16 protein-coding genes and 1 other annotated feature are annotated in these 13,421 nt (G+C 45.6%); all 16 genes read left to right on the top strand.

The genetic code is table 11. The features are described 5' to 3' along the window. The first annotated feature begins 2 nt into the window (after positions 1–2). The 16 genes from radC to KAI36_RS20305 all read left to right on the top strand — a co-directional run bounded on the left by radC (position 3) and on the right by KAI36_RS20305 (position 13,396). Complete coding sequence (gene radC, locus KAI36_RS20380; protein WP_025722728.1) at positions 3–695, top strand: RadC family protein; 693 nt, start codon at positions 3–5, stop codon at positions 693–695. A 105-nt stretch (positions 696–800) separates the two neighbouring features. Further along, positions 801–1,835, top strand: a complete 1,035-nt coding sequence (locus KAI36_RS20375; protein ID WP_013311600.1) for a rod shape-determining protein — start codon at positions 801–803, stop codon at positions 1,833–1,835. Positions 1,836–1,890: 55 nt separating this feature from the next. After that, the gene (gene mreC, locus KAI36_RS20370; RefSeq protein WP_023989952.1) at positions 1,891–2,712 is read left to right on the top strand and encodes a rod shape-determining protein MreC; all 822 of its coding nucleotides are present in this window, start codon (positions 1,891–1,893) and stop codon (positions 2,710–2,712) included. Next, positions 2,712–3,242, top strand: coding sequence for a rod shape-determining protein MreD (gene mreD / locus KAI36_RS20365; RefSeq protein WP_023989951.1), 531 nt, complete (start codon positions 2,712–2,714; stop codon positions 3,240–3,242). The genes mreC and mreD overlap by 1 nt, the downstream gene beginning before the upstream one ends. Positions 3,243–3,324: 82 nt before the next feature. Beyond that, complete coding sequence (gene minC, locus KAI36_RS20360; RefSeq protein ID WP_220025852.1) at positions 3,325–3,987, top strand: septum site-determining protein MinC; 663 nt, start codon at positions 3,325–3,327, stop codon at positions 3,985–3,987. A gap of 3 nt (positions 3,988–3,990) precedes the next feature. Further along, positions 3,991–4,788 carry a septum site-determining protein MinD gene (gene minD / locus KAI36_RS20355; RefSeq protein WP_013311596.1) on the top strand — a complete coding sequence of 266 codons (798 nt, stop codon included), beginning with the start codon at positions 3,991–3,993 and terminating at the stop codon, positions 4,786–4,788. Positions 4,789–5,128: 340 nt separating this feature from the next. Beyond that, positions 5,129–5,974: a peptidoglycan DD-metalloendopeptidase family protein gene (locus KAI36_RS20350; protein WP_220025851.1), complete on the top strand. Its 846-nt coding sequence runs from the start codon at positions 5,129–5,131 to the stop codon at positions 5,972–5,974. Further along, a complete protein-coding gene (locus KAI36_RS20345) occupies positions 5,967–6,845 on the top strand; it encodes a M50 family metallopeptidase (protein WP_023989949.1) in 879 nt (292 codons plus the stop codon). Before KAI36_RS20350 ends, KAI36_RS20345 begins: the two co-directional genes overlap by 8 nt. Before the next feature lie 48 nt (positions 6,846–6,893). Further along, on the top strand, positions 6,894–8,078 hold the full coding sequence (locus KAI36_RS20340) for an Rne/Rng family ribonuclease (RefSeq protein WP_029518425.1): 1,185 nt from the start codon (positions 6,894–6,896) through the stop codon (positions 8,076–8,078). Positions 8,079–8,176: 98 nt separating this feature from the next. Further along, positions 8,177–8,264, top strand: a sequence feature (ribosomal protein L21 leader region). Between the two features lie 13 nt (positions 8,265–8,277). Then, positions 8,278–8,589 carry a 50S ribosomal protein L21 gene (rplU, locus tag KAI36_RS20335; protein WP_013311592.1) on the top strand — a complete coding sequence of 104 codons (312 nt, stop codon included), beginning with the start codon at positions 8,278–8,280 and terminating at the stop codon, positions 8,587–8,589. A 13-nt stretch (positions 8,590–8,602) separates the two neighbouring features. After that, positions 8,603–8,941 carry a ribosomal-processing cysteine protease Prp gene (locus KAI36_RS20330; protein ID WP_220025850.1) on the top strand — a complete coding sequence of 113 codons (339 nt, stop codon included), beginning with the start codon at positions 8,603–8,605 and terminating at the stop codon, positions 8,939–8,941. A 5-nt stretch (positions 8,942–8,946) separates the two neighbouring features. Then, a complete protein-coding gene (gene rpmA, locus KAI36_RS20325; protein WP_013311590.1) occupies positions 8,947–9,264 on the top strand; it encodes a 50S ribosomal protein L27 in 318 nt (105 codons plus the stop codon). A gap of 145 nt (positions 9,265–9,409) precedes the next feature. Continuing rightward, complete coding sequence (locus KAI36_RS20320) at positions 9,410–10,147, top strand: Spo0B domain-containing protein (RefSeq protein WP_013311589.1); 738 nt, start codon at positions 9,410–9,412, stop codon at positions 10,145–10,147. 13 nt (positions 10,148–10,160) lie between these two features. Continuing rightward, positions 10,161–11,471 (top strand): GTPase ObgE, encoded by a 1,311-nt coding sequence (obgE, locus tag KAI36_RS20315; protein WP_023989945.1) that lies wholly within the window; start codon positions 10,161–10,163, stop codon positions 11,469–11,471. Positions 11,472–11,628: 157 nt separating this feature from the next. Continuing rightward, positions 11,629–12,066, top strand: a complete 438-nt coding sequence (locus KAI36_RS20310; RefSeq protein ID WP_013311587.1) for an ACT domain-containing protein — start codon at positions 11,629–11,631, stop codon at positions 12,064–12,066. A 43-nt stretch (positions 12,067–12,109) separates the two neighbouring features. Next, positions 12,110–13,396 carry a homoserine dehydrogenase gene (locus KAI36_RS20305; RefSeq protein ID WP_023989944.1) on the top strand — a complete coding sequence of 429 codons (1,287 nt, stop codon included), beginning with the start codon at positions 12,110–12,112 and terminating at the stop codon, positions 13,394–13,396. The last annotated feature ends 25 nt before the right edge of the window (positions 13,397–13,421 follow it).

The raw sequence follows: 13,421 nt of genomic DNA, 5'->3' as shown, positions 1-13,421 counted from the left end.
ATATGCTGGAGTCGCCAATACTGATGCTTCGCGACCTCCCCCATGAAGAACGACCAAGAGAGCGCATGATGACATATGGGGCGGATGCCTTAAGCAACGCGGAGTTGCTGGCAATATTGCTGCGTACAGGAACGCAAAATGAGTCTTCGGTGCATTTAGCGCAGCGTATTTTGCAGCAGGCAGGAAATTTGCGTCAACTGGTGGATATGAGCTTGAGCGAGTTGACCCAGATTAAGGGCATTGGGGATGCTAAAGCGATACAGCTAAAAGCGGGTATCGAACTGGGGCGTCGATTAGCATTGTCTCGCCATTTGGAGACCCCGGTGATTAGTTGCCCGCGGGATGTGGCTGATCTGCTGTTTGAGCAGCTTCGTTATTTGCAGAAAGAGCATTTTGTATGCTTGTTCCTTAACACTAAAAATCATGTCATTGCTCAGGAAACACTATCTATGGGTAGCCTGAATTCTGCCATCGTGCATCCTCGTGAAGTATTTCGGGCAGCAATCAAATGCAGCAGTGCTTCAATAATTTGCGCTCATAACCATCCGAGCGGTGATCCGAAGCCAAGCCCGGAGGATGTCCAGTTGACTCGCCGCCTGATGGAAGCGGGCAACATCGTGGGTATCGACGTGCTTGATCATATTGTGATCGGGGACGGGACCTTTGTAAGTTTGAAGGAACAAGGTCTGATATAATATAATATTTAAATCAAACATTTAAACACGACCGGATAATCCGGCCTGAATAAACCGTTTATACATGGATAACAGATTTCAGGGAAGAGAAAAGGAGATTACATCATGCTGGGTGGCTTTACAAAAGATTTGGGAATAGACTTGGGGACGGCAAACACGCTTGTATACGTAAGAGGTAAAGGAATTGTGGTTCGTGAACCATCTGTAGTCGCTTTGCGTACAGATACAAAAACCATTGAGGCTGTTGGTGAATCTGCGAAAAAAATGATCGGTCGCACACCGGGAAATATCCGTGCGATTCGTCCGATGAAGGACGGTGTCATTGCTGATTTTGATACGACAGCAACGATGATCAAATATTTTATCCGTCAGGCGCAAGCACAACGCTCTTTGTTTCCACGCCATCCGAACGTGATGGTTTGTGTACCTTCAGGCATTACTGCGGTGGAGCAGCGTGCTGTTGAAGATGCGACGAAGCAAGCAGGCGCAAGAGAGGCATATACGATAGAGGAGCCGTTTGCAGCAGCAATTGGCGCTGATCTTCCTGTATGGGAGCCTACAGGCAGTATGGTTGTCGATATCGGTGGAGGTACAACCGAGGTGGCAGTCATTTCCCTGGGCGGGATTGTAACAAGCCGCTCCGTGCGTGTGGCTGGCGATGAAATGGACGAGTCCATCATCCAATACGTGAAGCGCCAATACAATCTGATGATTGGTGAACGGACTTCAGAGCAACTGAAAATGGAAGTTGGTTCAGCTATGCCATTAGAGCAAGTGGAAACCTCGGAAATCCGCGGACGTGATCTGGTAACAGGTTTGCCGAAGACGATCACGATTACTTCTGATGAAATTAGTGAAGCGTTATCGGATACAGTCAATGCAATCGTGGATGCGGTCAAAGTAACACTGGAAAAATGCCCTCCCGAGTTGGCAGCGGACATCATGGATAGAGGAATCGTACTAACTGGTGGTGGGGCACTTCTGCGTAATCTGGACAAGCTGTTGGCAGGTGAAACCGGAATGCCGGTGATCGTAGCGGAAAATCCTCTGGATTGTGTGGCAATCGGTACAGGTAGAGCGCTGGAAAATATTCATTTGTTCAAATCGCGCAGCAGTTCTGCCGTCCGTTCCAAACGTTGAATCGGGGGTGTAGGAACTGTTTAAGCTGTTTGGCAATAAAAGACTATTTGTTCTATTGATCGGAATCGTTCTGTTTATTGCCCTTATGGGGATTACACTTGGACAGAGAAATTCCTTAACCTGGCCCGAGAAGTTCGCCAGAGATTCAATTGGCTTTGTGCAAGGTATCTTTTACAGGCCCGCTTCAGCAATAGCGGGCTTCTTTGAAGATATCGGAAATATGCGCAGCATCTACGAAGAAAATGAACGGTTAAAAATTGCTGTAGCAAAGCTGACTCGTGACCAGATTCAGACCCATAATTATGTTGAAACAAATGCCAGACTGCAGAATGAACTGAAGTTCACCCAAACGCAAAAGGCGAAAAATAATTATGATTATCGTGTTGCTCAAGTGAACAGTGTCAGCAATGATTCCAAAACGCTTGTGATCGATATTGGTGAGAAGGACGGAGCGAAGGTTGGTCAGGAAGTCAGTTCGCTTGAAGGATTTGTAGGAGTCATTAGTCAAACGGGGAATTTTACATCCACCGTTACACTGTTGACTACATTGGATCCTAAAAATCCGAATTCTTATGCCATTGCAGCGACAGTCTTGGGCAAGGAAAATCAATCGTTTGGTATGATTGAAAGCTATGATCCGGGTACGAACAGATTTCAAATGACTCGCATTGAGGAAAAAGATCCAATCGCAAAGGGTGATCAGATTATTACGTCTGGCGCAGGCGGGAAATTCCGCAAAAACCTAATGATCGGAACGGTAGAGAAGATTCAGGTTGGGGAGTTTGGCAAAACACGGACAGCGATTATTAAACCGGCAGCCAGCTTTGTGGATTGGAAAGAATTGCTCATCCTCTACACTCCTGAGGTACCGGAATAATGAAGATGCGCGGTCAGGTTCTAATACTGCTGCTGTTTGTACTGTTTATAGCTGAAGGGACGATTCTTCCGTGGCTTCTTCCGGATAGTTGGCATTCAAGAATGGTTCCGAATTTTGTGTATGTCGTGATCTTGTTTGTGTCTGTGTATTACAGCCGTCATACAGCATTGGTGCTAGGTATTGTTTTTGGACTTATTCATGATGTAGTGTTCTACGGGTTTATCATTGGACCTTATTCTTTTGCAATGGGGTTGTCTGCATACTTATTGGGGCTTGTTTTTACAGCTCGACGTGCGCAGATGCCCATTATGATGGCAGCTGTATTGATTGGTAGTTTCCTGCTGGATTCTATGCTATTTGCCATTGATCAGCTGTTCCAGCTGAATCATCAGACTTTCAATTGGGCACTTGCTCAATATATGATTCCTGATTTATTTATCCATTTTCTGTTCGCCCTCATCATTTATGTCCCAGTTCGCAAGCAATTGCAGCGTTTGGGTACCCGTGTGAAAAAGGAAGAGGCTGTCTAGGTCTTTTTACACACATTTTGTCCGGGTTAGCAGGGATTTGACGTCCCGGGGACGAAATGATTGAGATAGGAGGGACAGGCTAATGGCGGTGAAATCGAATCATGTCACGATTAAAGGCATCAAAGATGGCCTGGTATTCCTGCTGGACGATCAATGCGAGTTTGAGGATTTGCTGGGTGAGCTGCGTTTTAAGCTGGAGCACAGTCATCAAAATATTTTAACAGGCCCGATCATTCATGTGGATATTAAGCTGGGAAGCCGAGAAGTGACAGAGGAACAGAAGGAAAGTATTCTGGAGATTTTGAAGCAGAAGGGAAATCTGCTCATCAGGTCTGTAGAATCACCTGGACTGCCTGTGGAAGTGCAGGGAAAGCCCCCTATTCACACGATGACAGGGATTATCCGTTCTGGTCAAGTGCTTCATCACAATGGGAACCTACTCTTTTTGGGAGATGTAAACCCGGGTGGAATTATAACATGTACTGGTGATATTTATGTCCTCGGCGCTTTGCGAGGCATGGCGCATGCAGGGATGGAGGGAAATAGTGAAGCGATTATTGCGGCTTCCTATTTTGCACCAACACAACTGCGAATTTCCGAAATGATCAGCCGTCCACCAGACGAATGGGAGACACGTGAATCCGGTATGGAATTTGCGTATCTCAAGGATGGCGCTATGCAAATAGATAAAATGAGCAATATTGTGCGTCTGGGCCGCGATTTTAACGTGTTCAAAGGGGTGTAGCACATGGGAGAGGCTATCGTCGTCACTTCAGGAAAAGGCGGCGTCGGCAAAACGACGACGTCAGCCAATATAGGAACAGCGCTTGCACTGCTCGGCAAAAAGGTATGTTTGGTGGATACGGATATCGGTTTGCGTAATCTAGACGTTGTGATGGGTCTGGAAAACCGGATTATTTACGACCTTGTTGATGTAGCGGAAGGTCGTTGCCGTTTAAATCAGGCACTGGTTAAGGACAAGCGTTTTGAGGAGCTGTATATGCTGCCAGCCGCTCAAACCAAGGACAAGAGTGCTGTTACGCCGGAGCAGGTTAAGGATATTATTTTGGAGCTTAAAAAGGATTTTGAATATATATTGATCGACTGCCCTGCGGGTATTGAACAAGGCTTTAAAAATGCCATTGCCGGGGCGGATCAGGCCATTGTTGTGACCACTCCGGAAAATGCAGCTGTACGCGATGCAGACCGGGTAATTGGTTTACTGGAAAGCTCACATGTGATATCACCCAAGTTGGTGGTTAACCGCATTCGCAATAGCATGGTTAAATCCGGAGATATGCTGGATATTGATGGGATTTTACAAGTGCTTAGCATAGACCTTATTGGGATTGTGCCGGATGATGAAATGGTAATTAAAGCAGCTAATACAGGGGAGCCTACCGTTATGAATCCAGATTCACAGGCCGCGATTGCTTACCGTAACATTGCGAGACGGATTTTGGGTGATACAGTGCCCCTCATGCAGCTGGACCAGAAGAAAAGCGTGATGACACGCTTTAAGAAGTTTTTTGGTATGGGTGGATGAGGAAAACAGGAAGTTATGGCTGGTAAATTGCTTCCACACTTCCTACGTGATTTTCCATTGGTTCTAAGGTAGGAGCTGTAGTAGTATTCATTTGTAATACTAGACACTTAAATAAGTAGTAATCTTATTTAAGTGTTTTTGGTTTGTTTTTTTAATTTTCATAATACAGTTTCTCAAAATTTAGAGTCACTACATAAATATCATAAATACAAAACATAACCGGTGCGCTAGCGCCGGTTTTTTTTGATTTTTAGGTGCGTAATCCCGAACCGGACAACATAAGTTGAAGCCCGTCCTCATAAGATGTATCAAACATACCTCGCTGAGGGGGCTGAACAGGATGAATAAAAATTCCGGAATCAAGCAGCGCAGAGAAGAACGTATACAGCAGCTAATCGCGGGAAGCAAAGCGGAGACGTATCCCTCTGGCATATATCAGAACAGGCACGGGGATAAAGATATGAAGTCAATGCCTATAGCCAGTGCCAACTCGCCCAGAGACCCAGAAACTGAGTGGAAAAATGAGCGGCAACGCTGGCAGCAATCTTTTGGGACGAATCGTGGTCCGTCTTTTTGGACTTCCTTTTGGCGAAGATCAGTCATGGCAACGGTGCTATTTGGAATGGTATGGGGAATGTTTCGTTGGGATATTCCCTATGCAGTGAATTTGAGAATGTTTATTGCAGATGCCTTGAATAAGGATATGGATTTTGCAGCCGTTGGACAATGGTATGAAACTTATTTTGACGGAGCTCCTTCCTTTTTGCCGATTTTTGGCGAGGGGCATGAAACGCACAAGGTAGACGCAAGTCGAAAGGGATCTCCACCGATCGAAGGCAACATAACACAGCCTTTTGTACTGAGCCTTAAAGGAGTAGAAATTACGCCGAATGTTACCGACAACGGGGCAATCGCTGTTAAAAGTATAGATGCAGGACGAGTATTAGACATATTAAATCATCCTGAAAGCGGGATTTCGGTTACAGTTCGACACACTGGCGGTATCACAGCAACTTACGGAAGGCTTTCCCGCTCTACCTTAAAAGTGAACGACTGGGTTCAGGAGGGAGATGAGATCGGTGTACTGCCAGCAAGTCACAGTAGCAGCGAGGCGGCAACTTTGTTTTTGGCAGTTCAGAGAGGGGATCAGTACATTGACCCGTCGGAAGTGGTAGCCCTTGATTAATGTCCGAGGGGTGACCTTATCACTACATCCACTGTTTGTATTGGTTATGCTGACCTCTATATTAACTGGACATTTTATCGAGATCATAACTTTATTTACATTGGTGTTTATTCATGAGCTAGGTCATGCGACAGCTGCTTCGTTGTTGGGCGCGCGGGTGCTTTCCATTCAGATGTTACCCTTTGGGGGAGTGGCGGTCATTGAGGATCAGGGGAAGCTCAATGCGTGGAAGGAGATTGTCATTGCGCTAGCGGGACCCCTGCAAAACGGAATCATGATCATCATCCTTTTGTGGTTCAGAAATGTGAGTGGGCTGGAGTATGATTATGTAAATTATATAATTCAGGGGAATGCAGTTATTGCACTGTTTAATTTACTGCCCATTTTACCACTTGATGGTGGAAAAATATTACAGTCACTGATTAGCTTATCTTGTTCTTATCACCGCACATTAGTGTGGACTTTTAGAGCCAGTATCGTAACGAGTCTGCTATTTTGTATGTATGGTATTTCGCCGTTGTTAAGGCAAAATGGACCTATGCATTTAAATCTGCTGGCGGTAGGGATTTTTTTGCTTTATTCTAATATTGTGGATTATCGGAATATCCCTTACCGTTTTATACGGTTTTTGCTGGGGAGGGACGAGCTTTTTTACCGCGAAGTAGCTAAGGGGAGTATTGCCTTACCTATTGTATCCCTGCCAGTGAAACATTTGGAGCCTATTTTGCGTCTTTTCAGAAGAGATCGGTATCATATGGTTTATGTTATGAATGAACAGGGACGGATTGTAGCCGTACTGCCGGAGCAACGTCTTATTCGCTCTTATTTTGCGACACGCCCGCCAGATGGTGGAGAACCCAAGCCGAAATAATGTTTTATGAGTTAAGGAAGAGGCTGTATCCAGAGAGGTTGAAAAACCATGAAGCAAATGATTGTACAATGCCAGCAGCAGATGACCCAAATGGCGCTGTTGGAAGAGGGACGATTGGTTGAATATGCGGCTGAACTACCGCGAAAACGGGGAATTCTAGGTTCTTTTTTCAAAGCGAGGGTGGTCAATGTGCTACCAGGTATGCAAGCCGCCTTTGTTGACATTGGACAGCGAAAGAATGCCTTTTTGTATGTAGATGACGTACTTCATGCTCATTTGGACAAGCAGCCGGAGGTAAAGCCATCCATTTCAGAAGTGTTAAAGGTGGGGCAGGAAATTGTAGTGCAGGTATTAAAAGAGGCTGTTGGTAGCAAAGGAGCCAGGGTCACCACTCATTTTTCACTTCCGGGTCGCTGGATCGTATATATGCCCCGTGCTGATTATGTGGCCGTATCCAAGAAGATCGAACGTGAGGGCGAACGTACCCGTTTGAAAGCAATGGGAGAGCAGCTACGCACAAGTGAGGAAGGACTCATAATCCGTACCGTTTCGGAAGACATGAGTATAGAGGCGATTGAAAATGATTTAAATCAACTACGTAAGCAGTGGGCGGCTATTCAGCGTAAAGCTGGTGAACACTCGGCTCCGTGCGAATTACACCGGGATTTAAGCATCGTTCAGCGATTGATTAGGGATGTGTTTACACCTGAACAGGATGAACTGGTTATTGACAGTGAAGAGCAAGCAAAGGATGCAGAAATAATGCTGCAACAGATTGGTCCTGCGAAAGCTCATGTAAGTATATTTCGTGGTGCAGAAGAAACGATTTTCAAAGCTTATGGCATTCACGAGCAGCTGGAACGCGATTTTGCGCGAAAGGTATGGCTGCAGGGCGGCGGATACATTGTCATTGATCATACGGAGGCATTAACCGTCATTGATGTGAATACGGGGAAGTTTACGGGAGGCAGTAATCTGGAAGAGACGGTGACCCGGACTAACATTGAAGCAGCTGAAGAGATTGCCCGCTTGGTACGTGTGCGTGATATTGGTGGTATCATCATCATTGATTTTATTGACATGGAACAAGAGGAGAATCGTCGGGAAGTATCCTCTGTGCTGGAAGCAAGATTGAAGAAGGATCGGACCAAATCTTATGTTGTCGGTTGGACGCGGTTAGGTTTGCTGGAAATGACCCGCAAAAAAGTGCGTGAGGAAAAGACGCTCGTGTAGAGCAATGCGTAACCAAAAATCATTTTAAAACTAAAGGTTGAATGTGTACAAAGCTTGTGCTACAATCATTTAGTATGTGTGATGCGTAAGATTGGCTGCACATGCTGTAACCGCTCCAATCAGGTACTGAAGTGCAGTATCCTAAGGGAATCTGTCACCTGCTATTAGGCGAGTCTGAGACATAAGGAGGTGCAAGCAAATGTACGCAATTATCGAAACAGGTGGTAAGCAATACAAAGTTCAAGAGGGCGACGTATTGTTCATCGAGAAGTTGGAAGCTAATGATGGTGAAACTGTAACGTTTGATCGTGTTCTGGCAGTGTCCGGCGACAATGGCTTGACAGCAGGTACACCGCTTCTTTCTGGAGCTTCTGTAACAGCTAAAGTTGAGAAGCATGGTCAAGGTCAAAAGGTCATCGTATACAAATACAAACCTAAAAAGAACTACCATGTGAAGCAAGGTCATCGTCAACCGTACACGAAAGTGACGATTGAAAAAATCCAAGCGTAAGAGGGTGCGATAAGTGATTATCGTGCGTATTACACGACTGGAGGATGGCAGCATACAGGGGTTTTCCGTTAAAGGGCATGCGAATTTCGCTAAATCTGGCGAGGATATCGTATGTGCTGGCGTTTCAGCGGTAACGGTAGGAACTGTCAATTCGATTGGAGCTCTTACGGACGTTGAGATGGAAACGGAAATGGAAAACGGCTTTTTAAGCGCGTATCTTTCTCCTGAAAATTATCATGATGCGAACGCACAGGTTCAACTGTTGCTGGAGTCCATGGTGATTATGCTGACAAGTATTGCTGAATCATACGGTAAGTATATTCAAATAGAAAATAATCAAAGAAGGAGGTAGACATCATGTTGAAATTGACATTGGATCTTCAATTATTCGCATCGAAAAAAGGTGTAGGTTCCACAAAAAACGGACGTGACAGTAGATCGAAACGTCTTGGAGTGAAACGTGCTGACGGTCAAGCAGTTACCGGCGGTAGCATCCTGGTTCGTCAACGCGGAACGAAAATTCACCCGGGCACGAACGTGGGCATCGGTAAGGACGACACTCTGTTCGCGAAAGTGGACGGCGTTGTGAAGTTCGAACGTTGGGGCCGTGATCGCAAAAAGGTGAGCATCTACCCGATTGACGTTGCTCCAGTAGCAGCTACTGTAGAAGCTTAATAGCGGCTTAGACACGCTGAAAAGCCTCCGGCACTTTTGTCGGAGGCTTTTTTGCATGATGGTAATGAACTGGAAAGTTAGTCTGTGCTATACTGGATTAAGGTTCTTTAATAATCCATTTAATTTCGCAGAACGGAGAGAAGCCATGTTCCAGCGGATAAGAGCGCCTTATCTGGCGTTGGGTTCCATTCTGATTCCTTTGGTTTTTTCACTGCTCTATCCTGAAGTATTAACGATTATCTTATTAGCAGTATGGTCTGTAGTTGCTGCATGCTTTGGTATGTGGTATACGCAAAGACAGGTTGAGTATGAGCGGAAAGCTGCTTTGCGTTCTTTTGAGCGTACAGCGATTTCAATGCTTAACCATCATCGGCATGACTGGATGAATGACTTGCAGGTGCTTTATGGATATATTCGTATGAATAAGCATGATAAATCTGTTGCTTATGTGGAAACAATAAAAGGGCGCGTGGCGGAAGACAGTAAGATATCTAAGTTGGGTATTCCCTCACTGGTGTTTTATTTGCAGTCTTTTCGCGTGAACGCCGGTAATTTACAGTTGTCGGTACAGGTTGAGGAGCAGTTAAAGTTAGACGCTGTCATGTCTCCCGAAGACGGCGAGTCGCTTGCCTCGGCCGTCATAGAAACGGTGCGTGCGTATCAATATGGCGGGGGCCGGTCGTCCTGGGGAGAAGTGCGCAGATTGACACTTTTTTTCGGTATGGATCAGAATGATGTTATCGTCCGTTTTGAAGGAAGTGACATACCTGCGGATTTGAATATCCTGAAGCGGGTCAGATCCGTACTCGGAAGTGAACGCATTCGAACAGAGAAGCTCCCTACGGGCGAAATGCTTCAAATTCGGATGCAGTGCCAGACATAAGGAAGGTGTAACCATGTTTGTAGATAAAGCGAAGATTTTTGTTAAAGGCGGTGACGGTGGAGACGGATTAATTGCGTTTCGCCGTGAGAAATACGTTCCTGAAGGTGGCCCAGGTGGTGGTGACGGAGGGAACGGTGGAGACGTAATTTTCCGTGTAGATGAGGGTTTGCGTACCTTGATGGATTTTCGGTACCAACGTCATTTTAAAGCCCAGCGTGGAGTAAAAGGACGCAACAAAAGCCAACACGGAGCCAATGCGGAGCACATGATCGTACGTATACCACCGGGAACGGTCATCATAGATGATGATACTGGTGAAGTAGTAGCAGATATGACACGTCATGGTCAACAAGTCGTTGTAGCTAAAGGAGGACGCGGAGGACGCGGGAACATCCGTTTTGCTACGCCGAATAATCCAGCGCCTGAGTTGGCTGAGAACGGCGCTGAGGGACAAGAACGTTATATCACGCTTGAGTTAAAAGTAATGGCTGACGTAGGTTTGGTCGGGTTCCCTAGTGTAGGGAAGTCTACCTTGTTGTCGGTTGTATCTTCCGCAAAACCGAAAATTGGGGCATACCACTTTACAACGATTACTCCGAATTTGGGCGTTGTGGATGTGGGTGATCATCGTAACTTTGTGATGGCGGACTTGCCTGGTTTGATTGAAGGAGCTCATGAAGGTATTGGGCTGGGACATGAATTTCTGCGGCACATTGAGCGGACACGTATTATTATCCATGTCGTGGATATGGCGGGCTCCGAAGGACGTGATCCGTTTGAAGATTGGACTAAAATTAACGACGAATTGAAGCAATATAATGCAACATTGGCTGAGCGTCCACAAATTGTGGCGGCCAATAAAATGGATATGCCGGAAGCGGAAGAAAACCTGACTCACTTCAAAGAGCAGATTGCTTCTATACGTCCTGATCTTGAAATCATGCCTATTTCCTCACTGACACGTCAAGGTGTGAAGGAACTGCTCTACCGGGCTGCTGATTTGCTGGATCAAATACCGGACGAGCCGGTTGTTGAGGAAGTTGCAGAAGTCAATGAACGTAAGGTATTTAAGCTGGATACAGCAGAAGACGATGGCTTTACAATTGTGCGTGAAAACGACACATTCGTGGTGCAGAGCCCTAAAATTGAGCGCATGATGAAGCGCATGCAGTTGAACTCGCATGATGCCATTTTGAAATTAGCAAGAACGTTACGCCATATGGGTGTGGATGCTGAGTTACGCAAGCGTGGCGCCAAAGATGGTACATCTGTACGCATTGCTGATTTCGAGTTCGAATTTGTTGAAGGCAGCAGCTACTACTAAATTTCAAATAAAGGTCTAAAACCTGAACGGTTACTGTACTATAGGAAACTCTATAGAAGGCAGTAGCCGTTTTTTGCATTGTTTGCTTGCCGATTTTCAAGAGTTTCGATATAATGTCCTCTATACAAAAACATAAGTCTTTGAGGAGAGGACGTTCTTGAAAGAGCGCTATTACTTGGTACGGGAAGATATTTTGCCTGAAGCAATTGTTAAGACCATACAGGTGAAACTGCTGCTGGCTTCAGGAGATGTTAAAACCGTGCATGATGCCGTGGAGCAAGTTGGGCTAAGCCGAAGCGCCTTTTATAAATATAAGGATGGCATACATTTGGTTAACCAGCTGGAGCGTGAGCGAATTGTCAATATCTCTATTGATTTAGAGCATCAATCCGGAATGTTGTCCAGGGTGCTTGGCAGAGTGGCTGATTTCGGAGGCAATGTGCTGACGATCCAGCAAAGTATTCCACTGCAAGGCAGAGCCAACGTAGTCATCTCGGTAGAAATGTCCAGACTCAGTGAAGAGTTGGGTGTTCTACTGGAGGGCTTGGAAGACATCTCTGGAGTTAAACGTGTTCGCCTGATTGGGCAAGGTTAAGGTAATACAGTTCATTAGACATAAGTTCGCGGGAGGGGAATGGATGAAACCGGTCAAAGTAGGATTGTTAGGTTTGGGGACGGTTGGAACGGGAGTCGTTCGAATCGTAGAAGGCAATCAGGAAGACTTGAGCAGACAAGTCGGTTCACCGATCATCATTGAAAAAATAGCTGTAAAAAACATAGAAAAATATCGTTCCATTGAAGTGGAGACGGCGAAGCTTACTGAGGACCCATGGGAAGTTATTCGGGACCCTGAAATTGATGTAATTATTGAAGTCATGGGCGGCGTTGATCAGACGAAGGAGTACATTCTTGAAGCGCTGGAGCGGGGTAAACACATCGTAACAGCAAATAAGGACTTAATGGCTTTGCACGGTTCTGAAGTATTAGCAAAGGCGCAGGAAAAGCAGTGTGATATTTTTTATGAAGCTAGTGTAGCAGGTGGTATCCCGATCATTCGTACATTAATTGAAGGCTTCTCCTCCGACCGCATTACCCGCATTATGGGGATTGTGAACGGTACAACAAACTTTATTTTAACAAAAATGAGTCAGGAAGGGGCCTCGTACGAGGAAGTTCTCAAGGAAGCGCAGGAGCTTGGGTATGCTGAATCGGATCCGACCTCAGACGTGGAAGGACTGGATGCAGCTCGTAAAATGGCAATTCTCGGCACGCTTGGTTTCCGCTCTAATGTAGAGCTCAAGGATGTAAGTGTCAGCGGCATTTCAAAGGTAACCAGTGAAGATATTGCTTTTGCTAAAAAACTAGGATATGAAATGAAATTGCTCGGCATTGCAGAGCGCCAAGGTGATGAATTTACGATTAACGTTCAGCCGACCATGGTACGCAAGCAGCATCCATTGGCTTCGGTGAATGGGGTATTCAACGCGGTGTATGTGCATGGTGAAGCAGTGGGTGAAACCATGTTTTATGGTGCGGGTGCAGGTGAAATGCCGACGGCAACATCGGTTGTAGCCGATTTAGTAGCTGTAGTGAAAAATCTCAAACTTGGTGTCAATGGGCTTAAAGCCATCGTTCCTTACAATCCCAAAAAAATTAGTAACGATGAAGATGTGTATTTCAAAAACTTCGTGCTTCTGCATGTGGATGATAAAGCAGGGGTGTTGGCACGGATTACGCAAGTATTTGCTGAATTTGATGTCAGTCTGGCATCTGTTGTGCAGCAACCGAATGAGGTTAACCCCGATGCTGAAATTATTATCGTGACTCATTTAGCCAGTAAAGCGAGTATGAAAAAGGTTTTGGAGCATTTTGAAACTTTGGACGTTATCCGTCGCATCAAGAGCGTATATCGAGTAGAGGGATAGTCAATAAAAGCAGGAGGAATTGTCT

It is taken from the genome of Paenibacillus sp. S02 (genome assembly GCF_019454065.1).
In the GTDB taxonomy this organism is placed as follows: Bacteria; Bacillota; Bacilli; order Paenibacillales; family Paenibacillaceae; genus Paenibacillus; species Paenibacillus polymyxa_B.
Note: the sequence above shows the minus strand (reverse complement) of the source record. Positions and strands in the feature narration are given on the sequence as shown.

Bases quoted from the DNA above. Each gene is read 5' to 3' on its own strand.
- radC (WP_025722728.1), top strand. From the start codon at position 3: ATGCTGGAGTCGCCAATACTGATGCTTCGCGACCTCCCCCATGAAGAA.
- KAI36_RS20375 (WP_013311600.1), top strand. From the start codon at position 801: ATGCTGGGTGGCTTTACAAAAGATTTGGGAATAGACTTGGGGACGGCA.
- mreD (WP_023989951.1), top strand. From the start codon at position 2,712: ATGAAGATGCGCGGTCAGGTTCTAATACTGCTGCTGTTTGTACTGTTT.
- minC (WP_220025852.1), top strand. From the start codon at position 3,325: ATGGCGGTGAAATCGAATCATGTCACGATTAAAGGCATCAAAGATGGC.
- minD (WP_013311596.1), top strand. From the start codon at position 3,991: ATGGGAGAGGCTATCGTCGTCACTTCAGGAAAAGGCGGCGTCGGCAAA.
- KAI36_RS20350 (WP_220025851.1), top strand. From the start codon at position 5,129: ATGAATAAAAATTCCGGAATCAAGCAGCGCAGAGAAGAACGTATACAG.
- KAI36_RS20340 (WP_029518425.1), top strand. From the start codon at position 6,894: ATGAAGCAAATGATTGTACAATGCCAGCAGCAGATGACCCAAATGGCG.
- rplU (WP_013311592.1), top strand. From the start codon at position 8,278: ATGTACGCAATTATCGAAACAGGTGGTAAGCAATACAAAGTTCAAGAG.
- rpmA (WP_013311590.1), top strand. From the start codon at position 8,947: ATGTTGAAATTGACATTGGATCTTCAATTATTCGCATCGAAAAAAGGT.
- KAI36_RS20320 (WP_013311589.1), top strand. From the start codon at position 9,410: ATGTTCCAGCGGATAAGAGCGCCTTATCTGGCGTTGGGTTCCATTCTG.
- obgE (WP_023989945.1), top strand. From the start codon at position 10,161: ATGTTTGTAGATAAAGCGAAGATTTTTGTTAAAGGCGGTGACGGTGGA.
- KAI36_RS20305 (WP_023989944.1), top strand. From the start codon at position 12,110: ATGAAACCGGTCAAAGTAGGATTGTTAGGTTTGGGGACGGTTGGAACG.